15 protein-coding genes are annotated in these 25,539 nt (G+C 44.7%); 6 read left to right on the top strand and 9 right to left on the bottom strand.

Annotated elements, in window-relative coordinates:
• Positions 1–89: 89 nt before the first annotated feature.
• Positions 90–2,240, bottom strand: a complete 2,151-nt coding sequence (locus tag QZZ36_RS03830; protein ID WP_295077014.1) for a glycoside hydrolase family 11 protein — start codon at positions 2,238–2,240, stop codon at positions 90–92.
• Positions 2,241–2,493: 253 nt separating this feature from the next.
• On the opposite strand from QZZ36_RS03830, the gene QZZ36_RS03825 reads away from it, so the two are divergent.
• Positions 2,494–3,432, top strand: coding sequence for a hypothetical protein (locus QZZ36_RS03825; protein ID WP_295077011.1), 939 nt, complete (start codon positions 2,494–2,496; stop codon positions 3,430–3,432).
• 155 nt (positions 3,433–3,587) lie between these two features.
• Positions 3,588–4,253, top strand: a complete 666-nt coding sequence (locus QZZ36_RS03820; RefSeq protein ID WP_295077008.1) for a DUF6198 family protein — start codon at positions 3,588–3,590, stop codon at positions 4,251–4,253.
• 87 nt (positions 4,254–4,340) lie between these two features.
• On the opposite strand, the gene QZZ36_RS03815 is transcribed toward QZZ36_RS03820, so the two are convergent.
• From QZZ36_RS03815 to QZZ36_RS03805, 3 genes are read right to left on the bottom strand one after another with little or no spacing between them, the layout of a single operon-like run.
• Entirely contained in the window at positions 4,341–6,572 is a 2,232-nt protein-coding gene (locus QZZ36_RS03815) for a CotH kinase family protein (RefSeq protein WP_295077001.1), read from the bottom strand.
• Between the two features lie 12 nt (positions 6,573–6,584).
• A complete protein-coding gene (locus QZZ36_RS03810; RefSeq protein ID WP_295076996.1) occupies positions 6,585–7,250 on the bottom strand; it encodes a DUF4956 domain-containing protein in 666 nt (221 codons plus the stop codon).
• A 21-nt stretch (positions 7,251–7,271) separates the two neighbouring features.
• Entirely contained in the window at positions 7,272–7,940 is a 669-nt protein-coding gene (locus tag QZZ36_RS03805; protein ID WP_295076993.1) for a polyphosphate polymerase domain-containing protein, read from the bottom strand.
• A gap of 266 nt (positions 7,941–8,206) precedes the next feature.
• Here QZZ36_RS03805 and QZZ36_RS03800 point away from each other — a divergent pair, with 266 nt between their 5' ends.
• Positions 8,207–8,884 (top strand): response regulator transcription factor, encoded by a 678-nt coding sequence (locus tag QZZ36_RS03800; RefSeq protein WP_295076990.1) that lies wholly within the window; start codon positions 8,207–8,209, stop codon positions 8,882–8,884.
• Entirely contained in the window at positions 8,878–10,089 is a 1,212-nt protein-coding gene (locus tag QZZ36_RS03795) for a HAMP domain-containing sensor histidine kinase (protein ID WP_295076985.1), read from the top strand. The genes QZZ36_RS03800 and QZZ36_RS03795 overlap by 7 nt, the downstream gene beginning before the upstream one ends.
• A 115-nt stretch (positions 10,090–10,204) precedes the next feature.
• Here QZZ36_RS03795 and QZZ36_RS03790 read toward each other — a convergent pair whose 3' ends face one another.
• From QZZ36_RS03790 to QZZ36_RS03775, 4 genes are all read right to left on the bottom strand, one after another.
• Positions 10,205–12,271 carry a hypothetical protein gene (locus QZZ36_RS03790; protein WP_295076981.1) on the bottom strand — a complete coding sequence of 689 codons (2,067 nt, stop codon included), beginning with the start codon at positions 12,269–12,271 and terminating at the stop codon, positions 10,205–10,207.
• A 320-nt stretch (positions 12,272–12,591) separates the two neighbouring features.
• A complete protein-coding gene (locus QZZ36_RS03785) occupies positions 12,592–13,212 on the bottom strand; it encodes a dockerin type I domain-containing protein (protein ID WP_295076974.1) in 621 nt (206 codons plus the stop codon).
• A gap of 71 nt (positions 13,213–13,283) precedes the next feature.
• Positions 13,284–13,691: a sigma-70 family RNA polymerase sigma factor gene (locus QZZ36_RS03780; protein WP_295076970.1), complete on the bottom strand. Its 408-nt coding sequence runs from the start codon at positions 13,689–13,691 to the stop codon at positions 13,284–13,286.
• Between the two features lie 428 nt (positions 13,692–14,119).
• Positions 14,120–16,504 carry a CotH kinase family protein gene (locus QZZ36_RS03775; protein WP_295076966.1) on the bottom strand — a complete coding sequence of 795 codons (2,385 nt, stop codon included), beginning with the start codon at positions 16,502–16,504 and terminating at the stop codon, positions 14,120–14,122.
• 638 nt (positions 16,505–17,142) lie between these two features.
• Here QZZ36_RS03775 and QZZ36_RS03770 point away from each other — a divergent pair.
• Positions 17,143–20,028, top strand: coding sequence for a BspA family leucine-rich repeat surface protein (locus QZZ36_RS03770; RefSeq protein ID WP_295076963.1), 2,886 nt, complete (start codon positions 17,143–17,145; stop codon positions 20,026–20,028).
• 101 nt (positions 20,029–20,129) lie between these two features.
• Here the strand turns inward: QZZ36_RS03770 and QZZ36_RS03765 are convergent, their stop codons facing one another.
• Positions 20,130–22,580 (bottom strand): dockerin type I domain-containing protein, encoded by a 2,451-nt coding sequence (locus QZZ36_RS03765; RefSeq protein ID WP_295076960.1) that lies wholly within the window; start codon positions 22,578–22,580, stop codon positions 20,130–20,132.
• Positions 22,581–22,946: 366 nt separating this feature from the next.
• Here QZZ36_RS03765 and QZZ36_RS03760 point away from each other — a divergent pair, with 366 nt between their 5' ends.
• Positions 22,947–25,367 carry a glycoside hydrolase family 11 protein gene (locus tag QZZ36_RS03760; protein WP_295076955.1) on the top strand — a complete coding sequence of 807 codons (2,421 nt, stop codon included), beginning with the start codon at positions 22,947–22,949 and terminating at the stop codon, positions 25,365–25,367.
• Positions 25,368–25,539: the final 172 nt, after the last annotated feature.

Here is a 25,539-nt window from a genome sequence, read left to right as displayed (position 1 = left end):
ATCAGCAAATCCGCATTTTAAAAACCGGATACGTCAGTGCTCCGGCATAAAGGAACCGCTCATGCAGCAACTTGCATGAGCGGTATTTTTTATGCTTCTCTACTTTTATCAATGAAGGACATTTCATTAATATCAATGTAACCCGAATTATTTTTGATCATAACCGAGCATGTTACTTCCGAAGGTCTGAACTCCTCCATGCCCAAATACTTCAGTATATCTGTAAAATCCGTCTCCATTTCAAAGCTGCATTTCTTATCGCATTCAACTGTATTATCTTTTGTGAAAAGCCGTATCACGTAATCATCATACACATCGTCCGAAGTTTCAGCCGGCTTGCTGAGATAATAGTCAGTCCCGTCAATATTTACGTTTTCCATTTTATTGTAACCCGGTAACCAGTTCAATCTGGACTCTTTATCTGCTCCATCTATAACACATACTTCAACAGCTTTACCAGCATTTACAAATTTTGCCGATGTTATAACATAAACACATGGCTTAATATCATTATCCTGCACTGAAACAGTTTTTACCTCTCCCGAACATTTTACGCTGATCTCATCAAAATCATCAATGCTCCTGGACTTTAAAATATCATAGTATTTAATGTCACCCCACTGCGACATATACGTACCGTCTTCACAGATAACTGTTTTTATATTTTGTGAATTATCAGTTGTTGATGAAAATATATACAAGTCTTCATCTATTGAATCGCTGAATGGTCCTACATGATATTCCGCCTTAATATCAGGCTCAGGAACAGAATCCGTCTTACCGAGGACAAACTGTGTAAGCAGCACCAGATCACATACATTGAGCTTATAATCACCGTTCACGTCATGGAGCGCGTCGATCGTCGGTTCACCTGTGTCAAGCAGTTCACGCCTTAACGCTATCATATCGAAAATATCGACAGACTTGTCATTATTGATATCGCCGCGTATATTATATTTTTCCGCGCTTATGAACTCCTCATAATACTCGGCGTCATAAATATAAAGATCGTCAGCATAAAAATCCACAGGCTCTGAAGCGGTAATAACAATGTAATACTTTGTATACACATCATTGTCCAGAGAAAAAGCGAGCAGATCCATAGAAGCCCAGTGATCCGGGGCAATGCTCTTGAAGGATTTATCACGCCTTTCTTCTCTGCCCTGTATATCCCTGCGCAGTATCTCAAAAGAAAACCTTACATCTTTGTCAGAACTATGGTACAGCCTTACACCGCCAAGCATTTTTCTGCCTTTGAAATCAAAAGGATCTATCTCATATATAAGAGTCCTCGTGCTTTTTCCTTCGGCAGATATGAGCATTGAACGCTCTCCGCTGAAGGAATGTTCGGTCTCATATGAAGCCCTGCATTTTTCATCAGCTGCCCCGATACTTTCGTTCTCCGTTTCAAAGTCTATATATACCGATCTTCCCTCTTCGTCCGGCTCAGCAGGCTCATGTTTTTTATAAGCAAATTCAGGACCGAAGTTGGCATCATCAGTGATCTCACTGGTGATATCCAAAGAATTCAGCTTGACATCGCAGTCACTTCTGTATATGTCTACAGAAAATCCTGCTTCATACATATATCCGAGATCAAGTCCCGCATCGTTCCATGCCTTCAGATGATCCGAAATATTGACGGTATTTTTGATATTACAGGTACCATCGACATTATCGGCAAGGTTTTTCTGAGCGATACTGTAATAGGTAGGTGTATATTTAGTCCCAAGGAAATCCATCTGGTATTTCCGGTGATAATACATATCATAAGTAATGCCGTTCGACTCGAATGAACCGAGGAATTTAGTTCCTTCAATTGCTGTTTTTCCCCAGCTGTCAATTATGAAGAACTCTATATTCGGATCAACCATCCAGCCATAAACGCCGGACCAGGATTCCATTCCCATATAGTCAATATCCGCATCATATGTTACATTATATTCCCTGAGCTGTGAAGCAAATATTTTCTCGTCTTCAAATTTCTTGCCTTTAGTTACAATAGAGTCCTCAACGCCTCTGCAGCTGTATGAAAAGCCGTTATTTTCCGTATTTTCGTAGTCGCACTCTCCAATACTGCTCGCTACCCAGTACTGATAAAAATAGCCGTCAACACTGCCTTCCTGCAATATATCAGCTGCATATACCGCTGCGGGTAAAGATGACGGCAGACCGGCTGCGCCAATTAAACATAATCCTGATGTAAGGGCCGATAATGCCCTTTTAAAAAATCCTGCCATAATATTTCCTCCTCACTGTCCCTTTTATCATACAGCATCAACAGCCGGCAATACGCGCAGGTCTGTTAATGCCTTCATTTTTATTCTACCATAATTTTCACGGTTTGTCGACTGTTTTTTTAGTAAACATATAAAAATAAAGCCGCATTTACCGACAGGCAAAACAGGTTGACTAATCGCCGTCATACTGATATAATAAATGTGTATTCAATAACCGCCTTGCTGCAAACATAATAAAAACAGGAGAAAAGCCATGAAAGTAAGATTCCATCTTCCGGATTTTTCCGGAAGTTTCAAGCTTAATCTGCTTTTTGCGGAAATGCTTAGAAACCATCCCGAATTCTTCCGTGAAGGAACAGAAATAGCCTCCGTCTACGGAGTATTTCCTCCGTGTATTTGGAACGGCGGCAGATCACAGGGCGGAAACGCCGATAAAAACTATATAAAAACAGTTATCAGGGAATTCAACAGCCGCGGTATCCCGCTGCGTTTTACTTTCACCAATATCATGCTTGAGAAAAAGCATCTCAGCGATGAGCGCTGCAATATGATACTGCATTACGCCGACAACGGAATGAACGAGGTGATAGTTGCCTCCCAGCTGCTCGAAGACTACATAAGGAAGGAATATCCGGGTTACAAGCTGACCAGCTCGACCTGCAAACGCCTTGATTCCAAGGAGGCTCTTCTTTCGGAGCTTCAGAAGGATTACCACGTCGTCGTCGCCGATTATGATCTCAACAATAAATTCGATATCCTGAGCGGGCTTCCGCGTAAGAAGGATATCGAGTTCCTTGTGAATGCCTGCTGCCAGCCCGAATGTCCGGGAAGGCTCCAGCATTACAAGGATATAAGTCAGCAGCAGATAGCGTTTTGCAATCACATAAAAAAATATCCCAACGTGCCTTTTGATGTTGAAAAGTATGACCCGAACCATTTCATCGACTGTCCTTACTCCAAGCGCAGTATTTTCGAGATCAGGGAGCTGAAAACGCACATATCACCTGATGATATATGGAACAGATATGTTCCCATGGGCTTTGAGCAGTTCAAAATAGAGGGCAGGACAGCAAGCACACTGAACAAGATAGAGACTTATATGTACTATATGGCTAAGCCTGAACTCCGTGAAGAAGCACGTTACTTCCTGATGAATATGATGGAAGACAGCGGAGCTCTTGTTTTCACCTGATGCCTCAGTGCACGATATCCTCTTTTCATCGATTCAGCCGCAATTCATTAAAAACAGCAGTTTCAGCTGATAACACCGCAATTTTAGGATAGACTTTGATGATACATCTGTGATATAATCATTCATGTAAATTTATTCAGAAAAGAGAAGAAAACATGAAAAAAAGAATCATTATGTCAATCCTTGGAGTCATGACCGGAGCTGTCAGTGTGGCTATATTCAAAATGGCTGCTTTCGGCGTTGACCCCTTCCAGTCCTTCATGAGCGGCATCAGCAAGCTCATCCCCATAAGCTTCGGTACCCTGTATGTCATCGTCAACGCATTACTGCTGACATTCAGCCTTATATTTGACCGGCATTACATAGGTATCGCCACATTCATCAACCTCTTCCTTTTAGGTTATGTGACGGAATACTCCTACAAATTCCTGCGCTGGGCTGTCCCGGAGCCGTCAATGGCGCTGCGCGTCCTGTTCCTGGTGATCGGTATAGTCATCATATGTATCGGTTCTTCGCTGTACATAACCGCCGATCTGGGAGTTTCCACATATGACGCGGTAGCCCTGATAATGGCAAACAAATGGAAGATTGGCAAGTTCAAGTTCATACGCATATGCACGGACGTTTGCTGCGTCGTTCTCGGAGCAGTTATGTTCATCGCAGGCGGAGGACATCTGAAGGAGATACCAACGATAGCAGGTATCGGCACGATAATAACCGCCTTCTTCATGGGGCCGCTTATCGAGTTTTTCACCGTTCACATTGCAAGGAAGATACTTGACGGCAAAAGCGGTACAGAAAACGGAAAAACCAGTGTATAAAACAAAAAAGCGTCCAAAGGACGCTTTTTTTATGCTTCCGTATGATCGGCAACATCATGCGGAACTGATATTACTATGCTGTTCAGATCATCTTCTGAACTTCGCCGCAAATCCAAGGCCAAGCAAAAGTACCAGTGCGGAAACTCCAAGAAGGATATATGCCGTCTTATTGTCAGCCTGCTGACCGCCGCCCATAGGCGAGAAATCTCCCATCTGAGGTCTTCCTTCACTTCTCGAACCATCCTGTCTTTGAGAAGGAGCGTCACCCTGGCTGTTCTCAGCGGAAGTAACTTCCGTATCGTTCACAGTTGTCTGCTTTCCGTCACTGCTGTTATCGCCGTCTGCTTCTGTTTTTCCGTTACCGCTGAAGCCTCCCGGAGCTTTGCCGGGGTCGAATCCTTCAGGCATTTCTCCGCCGAAGCCCTGTGGAGACTGACCTCCGAAACCGGGCTTTTCGCCGCCGCCAAATCCCTGTCGCTTTTTACTCTGCGAACTGCTGTCTTCTTCGTTATCCAGCAGCTTTATTGAGCTTGTCATCTTAACAGAAAACTCAGAATTGTCAAAAGACTGCTTTGATCCGGAATTATTGGTTTTTTCTGAGGAATCAGACTTCTCTGTTCTGCTGCTTCTGCCAAAGCCGCCTTTCTGACCGCCGCCGAAGCCGCCTCCCATCGAACCCATATCCGATGTGTTCAGTCCGTCTGTGTCAATAAGTGCCGAACTGTCGGCTTTCTGTCCGTCAGTAGTTGAAGGGATAGTACCGTCAAGCTGTCCGCTTACGCTTTCCGCACGGAGAGTGCAGAATTTCTTTATAGCTTCAACTCCTGTTTTGAACTCATCATATGTGCAGAACTTTGTGGGATCCTTTTCAACATACTTGTCTATAAGTTCTGCCGTATCAGAAACCAATTTCTCAAAATCGACGCCACTGAGGAATTCGCTGAAAAGCTCGTGATACTGCTCTGTGTATTCCTCGTTATCGAATATCCACGCGATCATCGGACGGTCGCTCATACCTCCCGACACAGGTGTATCTATGGGAGAATTAACAGAAGATGACGCATTTCCTCCCATAAATGAACCGTAAGCAAGGTTATAGTCCCAGGGTATCATAGAAAGCTGACCGTCTTTTTCGTACAGGTAGTAATTGTGTATCATCTGACCTGTGTAGCTGTCGCCGTTGCAAAGGAAATTATGCACTACAAAGTATCTGATAACTTCCTCAACGTCAACTGTTGTCTCAATGTCTGTCTCTTCCGACAGTGCTTTGAGTGCCCTGATGAGACGCTTTTTATCGGCAGTATCAACAGGTGTTTTGGCATTGTTGAAGATATTGGAGTAGCTGTCGGTATCGTCATCGATATATTTGAGCTTTACATCGTCGCTGCCCATACCGAAGCCGCCGAAACCGCTCTTGCCGGAGTTTTCTCCGTCACCGCCGAACATCTTCGAGGGATCGAAATCGCCGAAACCTTCAGGCATATTCTCAGGATCAAACTGCGACATATCGCCGAAATCCGGCATATTGCCAAAATCAGGCATCTCTCCTCCGAAGTCAGGCATTCCGCCGCCAAAGCCACCGAAGCCTGATGATTTGTCTTTATTATCGTCTGATTTGTCGGAGCTGTCTTTATCTTCGCTCTCTTTATTCATAAAATTCCCCATACTAAAGTCTTTGCCGTTTCCTCTTCCGCCGCCGAAGCCCAATGCGTCAGGCTTATAGAGGTCGCCGTAGCTGCTTCCGTAGTTTCTTTCAAGGAATGAGTTCTCAATGGCTTCCACAGCAAGATACAGTCCCCAGTCTTCACCGTTGACTGTGATATAGGCATAGCTGCAAAGAGGTGAGTCCACGCCGAAATCATACATGAGCGTATAAGCGAGATAATCCTTCATATAGGTATTATCCTGTATGATATTGTTAAGGCATAGCTTGTCAAGTCCGTGATAGGTCTTGCCGTTTTCGTACTGGTCAAACTCTATCTTGAAGCTGTAACGGCTGCTGTTCATATTCTTTACGGAGCTGAGAGATGTGTTTCCCTTGGCTCTTATGCCGATATTCTTTACTGCCTCACAGTCGATGACAGCATTGCAGGCTGAATATTCCTCGCTCTCGCAGCCCTCAATAAAGCTATCCCAGTCGTTTATGACTATGTCGATCGTATGAACTCTTGATCTGTCGAACAGCCTGTTCTCATAGCCGGCAGCGTGGACTGCGGTTTTTATTCCGAATACCTGTCCGTTGCAGAATATCAGAGCGACAACAACTGTGACTGCCGTGATAAATATGCATATCCTGTCTATGTTTTTATGTGCTGACATTGTATCACACCCTTATCTCATGTAGTCGCCGTTGTAGCTTACAAGAACAGCGCTGCTCACGCCCTCCATATCTGCAAGGGTATTGATGAAATCGGTGTTGTCGTCCTTGAGTCTGATCTCCATATTGAGCTCAACGGAGCCCTTCTGAGCAGTCTTGCTCTTGACAACGCATCTCTCGGTCTTTCCGTCAAGGAAGGATTTTGCCTTGGTCTCGCTGTCGTGTCCGTCGCAGCGTACAACGACGATATAAGGATTGCTGTGAGACTTGCGGTTAACGAATACGAGCAGGATAACGCCGATGATAATGCTGCCGATGATCGCAAGAGGTATCATGCCGGCTGCAAGGACGATTCCCACTGCAATAGACCAGAACAGAAAAGCGATATCAAGGGGTTCCTTTATCGCGGTACGGAAACGGACGATAGAAAGCGCACCCACCATACCGAGGGAAAGGACCACATTGCTTGTGACTGCAAGGATGACCACTGTTGTTATCATGGTAAGAGCAACGAGAGTAGTACCGAAGCTTGACGAATACATAACTCCCGAATAGGTCTTTTTGTATACAAGGAATATGAAAATTCCAAGTCCGAATGCAAGTATCAGCGCTATCGCCATGTCAAGAATGCTCACGCTTGTGATATTATCAAGAAAATTTGATTTTAAAATGTCTTTCATCTGTAAAAACTCCTTTTTGTTTTATCCGTATATACGACAGGCTGCATATTTTGAAAATGCGCCCTCACGCCTGTCAGCAAGGGCAACTGCGTCACTGATTATATCAGGCAGGAAACCGTCCCATTTAACTTCAAGTATGATAGAATCCGAAACAGGTACCGTCACGCAGCCGGTGTTCAGGAAATCCGTACATCTCATTCCGCTCCGCACATTGTAGTCCAGAGTGACGCGGACATTTCCGGCAGGGAAAATAAATGGCTCTCTTGTATAATCCACAATGGTTTTCGGAGCTATCCCCTGCGTCTGCATTTTTGAGTAAAGCTCTCTTACCAGCGGATATTCCGAATCCAGCATCCATGCTGTATCGCCGTCGACTATACTCTGTGCCTGCTGCGCGGTCAGCGGAGCGCTTGCCTTGCTGCCAAGATGATCGATCTTGCTTTTCATTTCAAGATGAATGACCGAAGTATCACCGTTATAATACCTGATACGGAATTTTTCACGGTGGCTGAGTCCGTTTATCTTTTCCATAAGCGCCTTGTCTGCGATATTATCGAAGTAAAGGCTGCGGATAAAGTATTTTCCGTTTATGGTATGAGGATCTGTATATGCAACTGTACTGAGTCTGTGCCTGATCGTTATCATATCCGAGTAATTGATCTCGTGCTTTATCTCGTGTCTGAAATCCATATTTTCACCTCTTTTCATTGTCATAGGTACGCACACAGACATACAAATATGGGCGATAATGTTTTTTTTGTCTGTGTGCGCCTTATCCTATGCTTAAATTATATCTTCCTATGCTGAATTGACGCTGAAAAAGCGTGTGAGCACTGTTAAGCCAAAGTGAAAGTTGAGTGAAATCGCAGAAAAAACTGTTGTTTTCAGCTTGAATTCAGCTGTATGATGTATTATAATAGATACAGAGCAAACAGTCGGCGAAAGGGGGAAACGACTTGAAAATACTTATAATAGAAGACGAAAAAGTGCTTGCTGATTCACTGAAGATAATGCTCAGCTCAAAAGGATTTGAGGCGGAAGCGGTATACGACGGTGAGAGCGGCGAGCAGTACGCTATGCTCAATATCTATGACCTGATAATACTTGACATCATGCTCCCTAAAAAGAACGGTTATCAGGTGGCAAAGTCCATACGCGAGCAGCACAACACTACTCCTATCCTTATGCTGACAGCGAAATCAGACGTGGCAGACAGGGTTCAGGGACTTGATTCCGGAGCGGATTACTATCTTACAAAGCCCTTTGACGCAAGGGAGCTCCTTGCCTGTGTGAACGCGCTTCTCCGCAGACAGGGGTCGCAGGTGAACGAGCTCGGATTCGGGAATACCAGACTGGATATGGAATCTGCCTCACTGATATGCGGAGATAACAGCATAAGACTCTCCGCAAGGGAATTTGAGGTCATGCGTATGCTTATGGTATCGGGTACGAACCACATATCAAAGGAAACGCTGCTTACAAAGGTATGGGGATATGATTCAAACGCAGTAGAGAACCATGTGGAGGTATATGTCGGTTTTTTGAGGAAAAAGCTTTCAAGTATAGGTTCCGATGTGAGGATAGAAGCGGTAAGAAGACTCGGATATCATCTGGAGTGTGATGAAAAATGCTGAAGCGGCTGAGGATAAAATTCGTACTGATAATAATGTCCATCGTTACGCTCCTGTTCTTTGTTCTCTTCGGACTTGTCATGCACTTTACGAAGAATAATATCGAAAGAGAAAGCATACAGATGATGCGTTCAATGGCATTCCGTCCGCCGCACGCATCGCAGCTGCATTTGCGTGACAATATGCCTGATAATATACGTCTCCCGTTTTTTACGGTAATGGTATCTGAAAACGGCGAACTGAAAGCATTCGGCAGCGACTTCTACGATCTGACAGACGAAAAGATGCTCAGCTCGCTCATGGAAATCGCCCGTTCAAACGATGAACAGATAGGCGTGATCCCCGGATACGACCTGAGATACATGAAATCAGACCCCGGTCTCCCGGAATCCGTTGTATTTGCTGATATTTCAAGCGAAAAAGCCATGCTGAAAGGGCTTATCCGCAATTTTATCATAATAGGTCTCATAGGATACGCCGTGTTCTTTCTGATAAGCCTGTTCCTTGCAAAGTGGATGACAAAGCCGGTGGAAAAGACATGGAACGAGCAGAAGCAGTTCATAGCCGACGCTTCCCATGAGCTGAAAACACCGATCACTGTCATCATGACGAATGCTGAAATGATGAGCGATAAGAGCTATACAGACAGTGACCGGGACAGCTTCACAAAAAATATCCTCTCTACGTCAAAGCGCATGAGAGGACTGGTGGAAAGCCTTCTGGAGCTTGCAAGGCTCGATAACAACAGAGCACCGGTAAAGTTCAGCTCCGTTGATTACAGTAAGCTGATAAACGACAGTATACTGCCGTTTGAGCCGTTATTTTACGAAAATGATCTGGAGCTCTCGGCTGATGTCGAGAACGGGATAAATGTTCAGGGCGACAAGGACAAGCTGCGGCAGGTAATATCCATTCTGCTTGACAATGCACTGAAATACTCCGATAAATCGGATAAGGTCACCGTCTGTCTGAAACGTCAGTCTGCAAGCTGTATACTGTCCGTTTCGGGAGCAGGAGCACCGCTTTCAAAGGAAGATTGTCAGAATATCTTCAAGCGCTTCTACCGTGTGGATCAGGCAAGGAACGACGGTCAGAGCTACGGTCTGGGACTATCTATCGCCGAGAGTATCGTCAGCGAACACAACGGAAAGATATGGGCTGAAAGCAAGAACAGTCACAATACCTTCTGTGTTACTCTTCCGCTCTGAGCCCGGACTTTACCGGCAGCGTCTCATATAAAAACAAAAAACGCGGAGGGAGCTCCCTAAGTAAAGCTCCCTTCGCGATATTTTTATACATATATATTCCGCAGCAGCCGGCTAATCATGCAGCAGCCTTTTCCATGTTCCGCAGCATCTCCTCCCAGTAAACGCAGCCGAACTCCTGTTCGGACCAGTCTGCGAGGAAATCCAGTTTTGCCGCAAGGTGAGGATATTTTCTCAGCTCATCTTCACCGATCATATACATTTCGTCTGTTTCCTCATCGTAATACCACTGGAACATCTGCTCAATGATCGTCGCACGGTCCTCCATAGGTGTCAGAAGGCTGTAATCTGATATAAAATACGGGATATCATAGTTCTTTTCAATCTGGTAGACATCAGTTAAGAGAAGAGGCGCTTTTCCATCAGATCTGTCACCGCTGGCATAGGAATCAAAGTCATAATAATAATCAAATCCCTCCGGATCAAGCTTTCTCCATTCTTTTTCATCTATCTCCCCGAAGCGTTTGCCTACAAGCTGTTCTGCGGAATGCCATATCTCGTGGTGGAGAGTTCCCCCATACTCGTACATAGTGCTGCTGTTTACGGCAATGTCGTACCAGCCGCCTGTATTATACGAAACTCCCAGCGGATGAAAGCGGAACGGATCCTGTATATCAAAATCCGCGACAAGCGCTATCCTCAGTCCGCATTTTCCGTTTGTCCTGAAATGGCGGAAGAACCCTTTTGGATAAAGCGAAAGAGTCTTTCTGAGCTCCATGACATTATTCATTTCATTCTCGATCACATAACTGTCAGTGTTTTCTTCTGTAGAGATGAATGAATACTGTGAATACTTTTCCGAATTCATTACTTCATCGCCGACAAGTATACGCACTCCGAATTCACTCTCGATCTTATCAGCTTCTTTTCGTATCTGAGAGAATCCCTCCCCTGCCTTAGTGAACTCGTGATCATCATTTTTCCAGACCTCCGAGCTTTCCAGTTCTGTGTCAAATTCAAACATATCCGGGTCAAGCATAAGAAGAGAACGGCTTCCGTTACTGTTGCCCGTCCGGGTCAGTCCGATGAACCAGCGACCAATATTCTCAGAATAGCAGCAGCTGATATTCTGAACGTCTGACGAAAGCTCAATGCCTGTATTTACAGCCATGCCCTTTTTAAAGTCTATAAGGTACACGTCTCTGAAATCGCTGAACATACCTGAATTATAACTTATCGCAATACCGTGATCGCTCTTTGAACTTCCTTTGAACTCAAGGTTCGCAAACTGATCCAAAGGCAGTCTGTATGCTTTTTCCGCTTTGCCGCTGTTCTTATCTGCTACACTCAGGTAAGTGCTGCTTCCCTCACCGTTTGCGTCCAGATCAAAGCGCACCGCAGTAACATTATCCTTAGTGAAGACAATACTGCCCGTACCGACCGGGACGCCGGTTATCCTGCTGCCGTCCGACAATGAATATATTCCGCGTTCAATACCGTCCAGTGTATTCTCGGATATCTCCGCCGCTTCAAAAAACATTTCGCCGTCATAGCTGAACTGACAGAAGTCCCAGTATCTGTCACATGACATATACTTGCTTATCTTTCCGGAATCATTTACCTGCATAATGCTTTTTTCATCACGGTCATACCAGTATACAAGATCGTTCATCATGTCAACTGTAAAATCCGCATAATAATCCGAACTGATTATTATCTCCACAGGCTTGCTGCTGCCTTCCGGATACATATGCAGTGTCGGCTTTTCAGCCATTTTTTCAACTATCACGGTACCATTACTGAACATTCCGCGCAGCCTATAATTAGTGTCCGGAAGCTGTATACTTCTTATCATCTTGTCTGATACCGGATCAAACACATAGCAGCTGCTCATTCCTGTTTCATAATCGTCCGCCTGAACAGCAATTGTATTATCAGAGCCATTGAAGACGCTCCGGACACTTCCGGAAACATCAAAGCCTTCAAAATACTGGTAAGGCTCTGTCATTGGCGGCATGAGCGGTATCGCTACAGCAGTGGTACCGGTCACAGTTTCAGCAGCTGTCGTTTCAGCCGCAGGGGCTGTAACAGGCTCAGACCTGTTACCTGACGGCATGACCCTGCTGCACGAAACTGTGCTTAATATCGCTGCAGCAGCCATTATTGCAAAAATACGTTTATTCATATTGTCTCCCCCGGATACATACGGACCTGATCTGTCCATTCGTTTTTCTTCCTTTTACCAGGATTCTGTTCAGCCCTTGCTGACATTAGAATTATACCATATTATCAGGCAAATGGCAACAGCTCAACACCTTTTGTCATATCCGGAAATACAGTTCCACGGCGAAGCGGTTACAGTTCAGACTGCTTAAACGCATAAAGAAAAGCCATACAGACTGAGGGAGGACCCTTTTTAAAAAGGTCCTCCCTCAGTCTTGATCATAAAAAGAATCTATATGAACATCCCAAATATCAACTGTATTGCTTTAAAAAAATAGCCCCTCAGCTCAGAACAGAATTCTGAGCATAAGCCGCAAGGATCGCGGATGCGTCAACGCTGTCTACTATACCGTCCACATTGCAGTCAGCCATATACTGCATCATAGATTCGGTCACAAGACTTACCTCTTCATCAACAGACAACTGAGAATAATAGTGAAGTACCTGACTTGCGTCAGCAGCAGTAACCATTCCGTCAAAATCGACATCTCCTGTCTCCTTGTCCTCGCAGAGCTTTTCAATATACGGTCTGATATCGCTGAGATCTGTAAGCCCCTTCTTCTCAACAAGTTCAAGATAGTATATATCCAGCTCATAGTCAGACACATCATCAAGGAAGCCTGTTACATACGTAAAGATCGTGAAATCAACAAATGTGCCTGCGATATCATCATTGTCAAGATCGACCTTTGTATCTATAAAGTTCCACTGGTCTACAGGAAGAACGCTGTTTTCAGCGGTTATGCCATTACGAAGGTCTGATACATAAAGTATGAAGGAATACGTATCAAATCCGTTGATCTTTCCGTCCTTGTTTATGTCATAAAGATCACTTGTGAGACCGCTTTCACAGTCAGCCTTTGCCTGCTCGTCTACTGCTCTGAGGACGTCATTGTTGGTCATATATTCATAGTCCTTGATAGCAGTGTATAATTTGCGATATCCGAAGTATCGAGATTTTCAAAATACATAAGCTAGAGCACCTGATAATAGTCAGGATTCAGGCGCTTCATAGCATTATAAAGCTCTGCTTTCTGCTCTTCCTTGAAAAATTCCTTTTCTGTATCAGTGATATCGGATATCTGAAGATGTTCATCAAGAGACAAATCTGAAATCCTGTATTCTTTCCTCAGATGGTCGATGGCGCAGTTCCTCGCAATAGTGAACAGCCACGTCTTGAATGAGCATTTTCCTCTGAAAGCAGGCTTTTTTATGGCAAGCTTAACGAAGGTCTTCTGCATTATATCTTCCGCAAGGCACATATTGTTCACTATGCTGTTGAGGTAAAGAGACATCCCCTCATGATATTCATCAATTATTTCTATCAATCCATTATCATCACCATCAAGGAAACGGCGGTAGCGATCTGCATCGTTTCCCATTTGATTCCCTCCTTGAATATAAATGGCAAATTTGCTTTATACTTATTAGACGTAAGAATTCTGAAATTTACGCACATGGATTTTATTTTTTCTGAATTTTTTTCAGGAGAAATATGTATTCCGCCAATATTGGCATACTCAGCGGCTTTTCAGCTCCTTCTATATTATAATGTATTTGCGTTCCCTGAACAAAGTTCAGTTCAGAATTATTATAGCATATAAGCCAAGTGATTGTAAAGCTGAGCCGCGCCTTACCGCCCTGAGTATAAGAAAAAGCGGCAGGTCATCAACTGACCTGCCGCTTTTTCTGTCTCATTTAACCTTAATGATTTCAGTTTCATTGCTTTCTGTGATTACATCTTCAGTATCGAATTCTGTTATCTCTACCTCAGGAGTAATATACTTATTATCCATGATTGCCCTCTCCTTTACTTGATTGAATTAAAATATTCCTCTGCGCTGCGGTTGTACTTATACAATGCTCTGACCGTGTTGCAGACGTCTGTCTTATCAGGATTGTTCTCATATGCATCAAGAATAAGGTATGCATACGACAAGGCAGATACTCTGACGCTGCCCTTGTCACCAAAAGTGACCGAATAGGCATCGTCAAGATTCTGCGCCGGAATACATGGTATCTCAACATAATTCAGACCGCCCTTAGTTCCTGTCGTCACAGCAACAGGTCTTCCGTCACATAAAGCAGTTATATCACTGATCTCGTCACCGCTGTAATATATCCTTACAGCTGTTTCGGATTCAAGGCGGAGTGACATATTCAGTTCATCGACTGTGCAGTCATTCATGTCAAAGGCATAAGCTGAGAGAGTTTCCGCTGTCACATCGCTTATCTCGGACGGTTCTGCGATCTCAGCTGTATCTGCGGAAATGCTTTTCTGTGCGATAAGGTATTTTCTTGCCCATGAGCCATAATTTTTCATTGCCTGTGCAAGAGATAAAAGCCTGCCGCCGGCAGCTGCCTCTTCCACAGCACCGATATAGTCATTTACCGCATATTCTTTGGTGTATACTCCGTTTGTGCAGTCCGAGTTATATATCAGCTGCTTTTCCCCATCTGCATTGTAAAGTTCAAAGCTTACCTTCTCACCCATCTGCGCCGCATATACCTGACAGCTCACCTTGTACGAGTTTTTTCCGGAGTCGAATACAGTTTCGTCAAGCATCACCTTATCTGCCTCTGTATCGTTGGGACCCTTTACCATAACATAGGCACCTTCTCCGATACCGTCAGCAAGCCTGAAATAGAAATTAACACCGATATCGCCGTTAAGCGTCAGGCTCGCTCCGCTGATGCAGCTGACATCCGCACCGTTTGCCGCGGCGTCCTGTTCCGCCTTGGGTCTGAGGTTTTCTGCCGCGGAGAGGATAGCAGCGGTCGTATTATCAAGCTCCTCCTGCGTGAACGCTATATCATACACATCAACAGCAAGCGCAGCCTTCAGGGCATCATAGTTGTCATAATCCTCTTCCTGATACTCATTGACTTCCTGCACCGCAAGATAATACTGTGAATAATCAAGTGACCATGCAGCGGACTGTTCCCCGATCCATCTGCTTCTCTGCTCGTACCAATCCAGAATGGTTTTGCTTGATTCCTCTACCGAACCCGGAGTTTTCTTCCATCTCTTGGCGTCCTTTTCCCAGCTTTCCTGCAGTGACGAGCCGTAAACGGAAATATATCCGTTTATATAGTTCTGCAGGTCGGAATAGATATTCCTTGCTTTCTCATACTGGTTCCTGTACGCTTTTCTGAAACTTTTCTTCATAAAAATATAGTAACCGAAATTGGTACCATATCTGTGAGTATATGACCATGCATTTATACTGGAGCCATAATTTGAGTCAAAATCCCATGTGGGTCCCAGCTTTATCAGACCGTCATTTCCGGAAGAATACCAGTACATATTCGCACCGCCGGAATCGCTCGGACAATAATAATCATTTGCAAGGAACCATGCCGCAAAGCTCTGCGTATCGATATTATTCAGATAGTCCTCATTATCAGAAGCGACAATGCTTGTAACAGCCGTGCTCATCTTGTCCTCAACAGCTTCCTTTACGGCATTTTTCTGCTCCGGGTCTTCTATATCGTCCAGATCAGGGTATTTGTACGTAAAAGCAAGCTGTGAATACTGATCGTCCACCTTGAAATAGTCGTCTTCCTTCCACCAGTACGCGTCATTCTCAACTATGAATCCGTCGTCAGTGAAATCCAGCGCATCACCCTTTGCCATATTGTCCACGGGCTCCGCAAGGATATAACAGCCTCTGTAATCACCGTTCACGATCAGGTCAACATACTCAAACTGAGGCTGCCACTCCGAACCACAGTATGACGATACCCAGTTTGCGAATAAAAACTTCAGGTCAGTTCCGCAGTTCAGGAGCACCCATTTCTTTGACTTCACATCTGTTCCGAAGGAATGTTTTTTGTCGAGCTTCAGCTTGTAGGGCTTCTTTCCTGACATAGCGGACGTGTTTCCGCGTATTTTTATACGGGCTGTTTCTTCAAATCCCGACTCCGCGTCGTCAGGATCTTCATACTTCACCGTACAGTCGATGTATTCATTGTTGGTTATCGACGCGCCCCAGCAGCCTTCCGGAGACGATATATAATCACACTTTGGTTCGGAACCGTCCGGCGTAGTTATACTTATCGTCGCAATTCTTCTTGCTGTTTCTTCCGCCCCGCATGAAAGCGGGCTTACGGCATTTATCGTTACCAGAGAAATAACCATAAAATAAACAGCCATAGCGACTGCTGCCGTCTTCATTTTCAGTTTGCTTTTCATCAAAACATCTCCTTTTAGAATAATCAATCCAAAATCATACCTCAATAAGATGCGGTCATCCTAAAAAAACACATCATACAAACATATGAGAGCCCCGGAAAAGCGCCGTTATAATATTTATGTATCTGAGCCGGACACCTTCATATCTCACTGTTTTATCCTCAAAAAAAGACAAGCATATTTTAGCATATATCATATAGGCTGTCAAGATAAAAAATGCGGATTCGCAATAATATATCATATAAATGCCATATGATACATAAAGGTGTGCTGCAAAAGCTGTGATTTTGGCATTGCTGCAGCACCCAACACCTGACATACAGACTTATACATATAATAGTATAATCAATAATATTTCTTAGCCTGCTGTATTACGTTCTGATTTATGCTGCAAAAAAGATTAGCAGACAAAAATCTGATACCACATAAACAAAGCCGGGAGTATCCCGGCTTTGTTTTTAGTTCAGCTGCAATGCTCAGTATGTTACATCAGCGATTTAAATCACTGATGTAATTATGAATTTTCTGTTAATTTTTTGTAAAAATATTTCCATAGCTTGCTCGTTATGCTATAATATTACTGCGTGCTGAATCAGAACCTAAATTAACTACTCGTAATTTTGTAAGGAGGATCCACAATGAAAAAAGCATGGAAAAAAACGACCGCAGCTGTTCTCGCATTAGCAATCGCGGCCGTAAATGCAGCAAGCTCATCATCCGGCAGAAATGCACTCGTTGTAAAAGCAAAGGCAACAACTGAGCAAGTAAGCACAAATGATACTGATTCAAATGCAATGACAACATTCAGCACGGATCTTGCAGAAACTGTCAGTGATCAGGCAACCGGCAATGACCTTTTTACAGCGACTGAAACCGTACGCGGCAAATGCGCGGACAAAAAAGGCAAAGACCTCTCATATTTCGACTATGAAACAGCAACTCTTCATCTTAAAGGCAATATAAGGAACAATCCCGGTTACGAAGGCGGAACTCCCGGTATAATCCTGCCTGAAGGAGTATCGCTTTATGATGTCGAGCACATCGTAGCGGAAGAAGGAACTGTTTTCCCTGAAGATTCCAACTATCTGTTCTACGAGATGTATAACCTTGAAACCGTAGATCTGAAAAAAGCCGATACTTCAAAAGTAACACTTATGGAGGCAATGTTCTATAACTGCACAAGCTTAAAGACTGCTGACCTCAGCGGCTTTGACACAAGCAATGTTATTGATATGAACACGATGTTCTATCTTTGCGGACAGCTCAAATCAGCAGACCTCAGCAGCTTTGACACAAGCAATGTTACCAATATGAAATGGATGTTTGCTGCCTGCTCTTCTCTGGAAGAGCTTGATGTCAGCAGTTTCAACACAGGCAATGTAACGGATATGTCAAATATGTTCGCTTCCTGTGATGCTTTGAAAGAGCTTGACGTCACAGGCTTTGAAACAGGCAATGTTGAAAATATGTACTCTATGTTCTCCGGCTGTTATGAGTTGTCATCACTTGACCTCAGCAGCTTTGACACAAGCAATGTTACTGATATGAGCTGTATGTTCCTTGGTGACGAATCCCTCGTCTCCCTTGATCTCAGCAGCTTTGATACCAAAAACGTAACAACAATGTCGCAGATGTTCGACAACTGTATCAAGCTGAGATCAGTTGATGTCAGCAGCTTCAACACCAGAAATGTTGAGAATATGTCTCATATGTTCGCATACTGCAACAAGCTCAGCGAGCTCGACTTGTATACCTTCAATACAAAAAATGTTACGTCTATGAGGGATATGTTCGTGCGCTGCACGGCGTTGAAGGAGCTTGATCTGACAAACTTCGATACCAGAAATCTCCAGGATATACATGGAATGTTCGCATACTGCACATCTCTTGAGACTATAAAGGTCAGCAGCAGCTGGACAGCGGAATCAGCCGAAGGAACTGATACATTCATTGGCTGTGAAAAGCTTAAAGGCGGCGAAGGAACAGTATATGACGAAAAGCAGGCAGATCACGAATACGCTTGCATAGACGGCGGTGAATCAGCTCCCGGATATTTTACCGAGTCAGAGAAAAAGGACCTTACATATTTTGACGAAGCTACATGTACGCTTCATCTCAAGGGCTATGTAAGGAACAGCGACTGCGGCATCATTCTTCCTGATGATGTTTACCCAGAGAACGTAACATACGTCGTTGCTGATGAAGGAACAGTTTTTCCCGAAGACAGCAGCCGCCTCTTGTCTCTCGGCGAATTTGTATACAGTATGGATCTTTCCAAAGCAGATACTTCAAACGTGGTAAATATGCATAGTATGTTTGACACTGATGTATGGCTCCACGAACTGAATATCAGCGGCTTTGACACAAGAAATGTAACAGATATGGGTTTCATGTTCCATGACTGTAATGTCCTCGGCTCAGTTGATGTCAGCGGCTTTGATACGAGCAATGTAACTGATATGAACAGTATGTTCTGCGATTGCTGGTATCTTTCTGAACTTGATCTTTACGGATTTGACACAAGCAATGTCACCGACATGGGAAATATGTTCTCAAACTGCGCTGATCTTGAGTACATTGATCTCATATCCTTCGATACAGGCAGCGTAACTGACATGAGCTTCATGTTCTATGACTGCTATTCGCTCAAATACCTTGACCTCAGCAACTTCAACACTTTCAATGTTGTCAATATGAAGGGTATGTTCGCATCGTGTGACGCTCTTGAATACATTGACCTCAGCAGCTTTGACACAAGAAATGTTACTGATATGAGCGGTATGTTCAGCAGATTACACAGCATAAAGCTCCTTGACCTCAGCAGCTTTGATACAAACAGCGTACAGACCATGAGCTATATGTTTGAATGGTGTTCATCTCTTGATTCACTTGATCTCAGCAGCTTTGAAACAGTCAATGTAAACGATATGTCAAAGATGTTCGCTTACTGTCTCAACCTCAAAACAATTGACTTCCCGCGTTTTGATACTTCAAATGTTTACAGCATGAACGGTATGTTCTCATACTGCAACAGACTGCAGACACTTGACCTCAGCGGTTTTGACACAAGCAATGTTACAGATATGGATGAAATGTTTATACGCTGCATGAAAATAAAAACACTTGACGTCAGCAGCTTTGATACATCAAATGTAAATAGTATGTACGGAACATTCGCATACTGCACATCACTTGAAAAGATAATTGTCGGCAGCGGCTGGACAGTAAAATCAGCCGTGGGTCCCAATACATTTGAAGGCAGCAGCAAGCTGAAGGGTGCTTCCGGAACCACATATGACGCAAAACAGGTCGATATCAGATACGCACGTATCGACGGCGGCGTCAAGGCTCCCGGATACTTCACCGCAGCCTGTGCCGGCGGTCTCAGAGTAAGCAGCAATATCTCGATCTTAATAAGTATCCCCGCAAGCGAGCTGGGCAGCATTTTATCAGGTATAAGCAGTGTAGTCGCCAGATACGGACTTGATGACACTGTATCTGTAGTAAGCAGCACAGCAAAGTAATACATTATTTCATATAAACAAGTTTGACCGATAAATTTTTTCAGCTTTATTAAAACAAATGGCAGCTCTCAAAGAGCTGCCATTTGCTATATGCTTTTGCATTATTCTGTTTTGAAGTCCTCCATCGGTATCAGTTTGCCGCTTGCCGTGGAAGCGTAAGTGTAATACGCAAGTATCTGTGATGCGTCAACGGCGTCTATCAGTCCGTCAATATTGACGTCTGCCGCCTTCTCTTGCAGATCATTGAATTTGACATTCTGATTTGTCGAGACAAGGGCGTAATGCTCATGGACCTGAGATGAGTCCACAGCGTCGATCAGACCGTTGTTATCTACATCTCCGAGCATATAAGCTGATTCCCCGGAGCCGCTGCCGTTATCAAGATCCCACGATGAGATCGCGCCGTATGTTGATACATCAGGTGCGGAAGCCGTTTCGGATATCAAAGGGGTGAGCTTGGCAGTAATGTTTACACTGTCAGAGGCTCCTGTTATCTTGTATACTATTCTCGTATACTCCTCGTTTTCCGCCTGACCTTCTACTTTGGGCGCAAGAGCCCAGGGTGCCGCAGGCTCTTTGTAAAGAGTGCCCTTTGCAGATGAGGTCAGGTCGAGCCTGAGCTGTACCGACTCGTCGTCAATACTGGAAAGGGTGGCGGAGCTGCCGTTTATTTTTACGTTCTGCGGCGTGTACATTATCCAGTAAAGATCGGACGATTTTTTGAGCGCTACCTCATCACGGACAACGAGAGAACGCCTGTTGTCAGTCAAAAGGAAACCTCTTTGTGCGCTTGAAGCCTTTGAGCTTACAAGATCGGTCATGTTTACTACTGCTTTTGCCTGAGTTTCAGATGATTCCGTTGAGATAACAGCGGTTTTGTTGAACTCATAACCGAAGTCGGTGGTGCTGGGATTTATGAGAAGCGTATTGTGTCCGTCAGGTCTCAGCCTGAATATCCTGAACCTTCTGTTGTCTTCAGCTCTCGGATCCATATAACCGGCAAGGTCGTAATTGTCCTTTCCCATATCGGCTGCCCATTTGACGCCGAGGGAATTGAAAACAAAGCTTCCCTGGTCAAGATGGACGAAGTAATCCCGCAGTGTCGTACCGGCTTTTATGCCCACAAATGACTGTTTCGCCTCAAAGCTGCTCCTGAGAGTCGCAAATGCCGCGTCTCCTCCCACGTTCATATCCTTGTCGAAGTTTATTTTCTGATCGCCGGAGTCCGGCTCATACCAGCACAGTATCTGCACATTGCGCAGGAAATCGTTTGCAGAACCGGTTTTCAGACGGTCGTAGATCTCTGACTTGAAGCCGTGCAGATCGTAATGCTTGTAAAAGTAAAGCTCGCCCGGATATGTGAGGAGAAGATCGTGTGAATCACCGAAGCTCAGTTCGCCGACATCAGATTCAAGGCTGTGTATGACCCTGATAGGTTTGCCGTTTTCCATGCCGGGACAGGTGTCAAGACCGTACAGGTGCCCCAGTGACGTTTCGAGAGATGAGAAAAGCATGGACAGGTTGTCAACTGAGATAAGCATATACTCCAGACCTTCGGTGGTCATGCCGTCAGGAGCATACATATTCAGGTCTCTTTCAAGACATATGAATGCGTCATGGCAGAGCGAGGGAGTTATTGCAGGGTATTTGTCCATAAACGCGATAGCTGCCATAGCTATGCCTGAGTTTACAATGGGATTATGGTTATGATTGGTATAAACGCCTCTCACGACCGCGTTTGTCCAGTCCTGAGAACGGGTTATGGTGTTATCGGTATAGGCATCGTTTGCAGGTCTGAAGCAGTGGCGCATTATAGCCTCTTCCAGAGCTGCCGTCTGATCCGGATCCCATGCGCTGAACATCCAGTCGTAAGCCAGTGCATAGCCCTGACAGAAAAATCCGAAGTCAAGGTCGTGCCACGGATTTATATCCTTGAATGAAATAACTCTTTCGAGTATCACCCATGCAGCGTCGGCATATTTCTTCTCGCCGGTAAGCTGGTAAAGCATTCCGAAAGTCATGATCTTGTATCTGAATTCGTCGGAAGCTTTGCTTTTGTTGCCGTCTATGCCAGGTATTCTGGTCTCATAGCATTTTTCATAGGATATAAGGTAGTCTTTCTGTGAAGGACCGGTCAGCTGTTCGTACAGCAGATCGCCTCTTGTCTTTAATCTGCTGAACCACCAGCTTTTGGGATTGTCGGGATCGTTCACCTCTTTTTTCAGCGTTTTCACAAAGTCGCTGGTTATCATGAGTCTCGGATGCTTTTCGTGCTGAGGTGATTTTTCATAGTCGCTTACTATAGTCTTTACCGATGGTCGCTCATATCCCCCGATGTTTTCAAGGTCGTCGTAAAGCTTTGTCTTATGGAGCACAAGACCGTCAAGGTCGCCGTCATAAGACAACTGCGCGGACATATCTTCGGTAATGATCTTTTCTGCAGCATTCGCTTTTCTCTCCGTGAAAAAAGACTGAAAACAAACTGACGTGGTAAAAAGTGTGACCGCAGCGAATGTCAGAGCAGAAACTGCCCGAAAAAACAGCTTTTTCATATTATACCTCCTCTGTTGTGATAATAAGATTATACCACAGATACGCGATAATATCAATAGCGGGCACCGGCGGTGCAGTATTTACCTGACTGTAACACGTAAACCTGTGACGGGTATCACACAGCATCAGAAAGCGATCAAAAAAGCTTCTGAAAGTTGTAAAAGTATTCTGGAAAATATTTGAAATAAACAAGAATGAACAATATTAGCAAGAAATGACTTGAAAAAATATGTATTTTGTTATAAAATAAGTATAGAAGCTCGTGAAGAGATGGGACGCAGATATGAAATACTTTTGTGCTTTTCCCGGGCTCAGAAAAGGATAAAACAACTGATTTTCTTTTTTGAAAGTGAGGAATGATCAAAATGAAGAATGGTATCTTGAAAAGGATCATATGCGCAGGTACTACTGCCATGATGATCGCCACAGCTTCTCCTGCTGCACCGGCTTCATTCGTTCATGCGGCGGATCAGCAGACAAGAGGAAACATAGGCGGCTACGACTATGAAATGTGGAATCAGAACGGACAGGGACAGGCTTCAATGAATCCAAGCGCAGGCTCTTTTACCTGCTCATGGAGCAATATCGAGAACTTCCTTGCTCGTATGGGCAAGAACTACGACAGTCAGAAGAAAAACTACAAGCAGATCGGAAACGACATCGTTCTTACCTACGATGTAGAGTATACTCCGAGAGGAAACTCGTATATGTGCGTTTACGGCTGGACGAGGAATCCACTTATGGAGTACTACATAGTTGAAGGTTGGGGCGACTGGCGTCCACCCGGAGACGGCGCGGAGAGAAAGGGAAATGTAACTCTCAACGGCAATACCTATGATATCGCCAAGACAATGCGTTACAATCAGCCATCCCTCGACGGTACAGCAACATTCCCTCAGTACTGGAGCATACGTCAGACCAGCGGTTCGAGAAATAATACACAGAACAATATGAAGGGTACTATCAGCGTAAGCAAGCACTTTGACGCATGGTCAAAGGCGGGACTGGATATGTCCGGTACTCTTTACGAGGTATCCCTGAATATCGAGGGCTACAGGTCCAACGGCTCCGCTAATGTAAAGAGCGTAAGAGTTTACCAGAACGGTATCGAAGGCGGCGAAGAAGAGCAGCCAAAGAAAACAGTAGAACCAGACGCAAACGGCGACTACTTCACCAACGACTTCGAGAGCGGCGCTGGCGACTGGACTGCAAGAGGAAACGCTTCTGTCGCAATAAACAGCAGCAATTACTATGACGGTGCAAAATCGCTCTATGTCACAGACAGAGCAAACGAGTGGAACGGCTGTGCTATCCCCCTCGATTCAAGTGCATTTGTTGCAGGTGAGACCTACAGCTTCAGTGCTGCGGTCCTCCAGACATCAGGCAGCAATGTAACTATGCAGATGTCACTCCAGCAGGGCGACGGCAACGGCGCTTCCTACACAAAGATAGCTGACTGCACAGCAAAGAGCGGCGAGTGGACAAAGCTTGAAAATACAGAGTTCACTATACCTTCAAATTCGGGTGATATCACGCTTTATGTGGAGACTCCCGAAAGCTCAGGCGATCTTTGCGACTTCTATCTGGACGCTGTTCAGGTATCCAAGTCGGGCAAGGCTTCATCAGTCGTAACAGGACAGGGTACAGTCGGCACATCGTCCGGCAGCACTCAGCCCGGCAACAACGATCAGCCAGGAACCGGCTCAGGCACTATCGACAAGAGCAAGACCATAAAGATCCTGCCTGCCGGCGACTCTATCACTAACGGTGACGGAGAGCAGGGCGGTTACAGAAAGTACCTCTATGACGCTCTCACAAAGAAGGGCTATAAGATAGATATGGTAGGTCCTAACGGAAGAGACAGCGCTTCTGCAAACGGTATCACTTATGACGACAACCACGCAGGCTTCAGCGGCTACCAGATCAAGGAGATCCCAAGCTGGGGACAGCAGCAGGGCGGCAAGGGAAGCTTGTACAACGAGCTCAAGAACGGAAACGTTGTTAAGCAGACTCAGCCTGATATCATACTTCTTATGATAGGTACAAACGATCTGACAGCTAACCGTTCAATGGACGCTTGTGCATCAGACCTTCGCGCTATGCTCGATTATATGCTTGCAGATATGCCTTCTGACGGCGTTATCTTCCTGTGCTCAGTTCCGGAGCATACAGCTTACGGCGGAAACACACAGAAGATAGGCAACTACAACAACACAGTAAAGAGTGTTGCTGAAGAGTACGCAAGCAAGGGCAAGAACGTAAAGTTTGCCGATGTTCACGGCTGTCTCGACGGTATGAACGATATCAGCGGCGACCAGCTCCACCCCAACGGCGGCGGCTACAAGAAGATAGGCAACTTCTTCGCTGAGACTATTGACGGATATGTAAAGGCTTCACAGCCTGCTGTAACAACAACCACAACAACTACTACAACTACCACTACCACTACCACCACAACTACAACAACAACAACAACTACAACTACAACTACCACAACAACTACTACAACCACAGAGCCTGTCACAACTACCACTACAACTACAGCTCCTCAGCTTACAGTAACAAAGGCAGGAGATGTAAACTGCGACGATACTGTTGATATGGCAGACGCAGTTCTCATAATGCAGTCACTTGCTAATCCGAACAAGTACGGCGTAGGCGGTACAGATTCCAACGCTCTTACAGAGCAGGGCAAGGTAAATGCAGACACTGACGGCGACGGTCTTACAACCAACGATGCCCTCAGGATCCAGGAATTCCTTCTTGGAATAATCAAAAGCTTATAAGATATAATTTACCCTTTTTACCAGCGGAGCCGGGATTTCGATCCCGGCTCTGTTTTTTTATGCAGACTTGAATATTTACAAATGTATTTGATTTATTATAATCTACTACAAGTATAAATTTGCTGCGAATTTTTCTCGATGAAAGAGGAATAATATACAGTGTGGAAATAAA

The organism is Ruminococcus sp., from assembly GCF_016287535.1.
Taxonomy (GTDB): domain Bacteria; phylum Bacillota; class Clostridia; order Oscillospirales; family Ruminococcaceae; genus Ruminococcus.
This window is presented reverse-complemented; position numbering and strand designations above follow the sequence as displayed.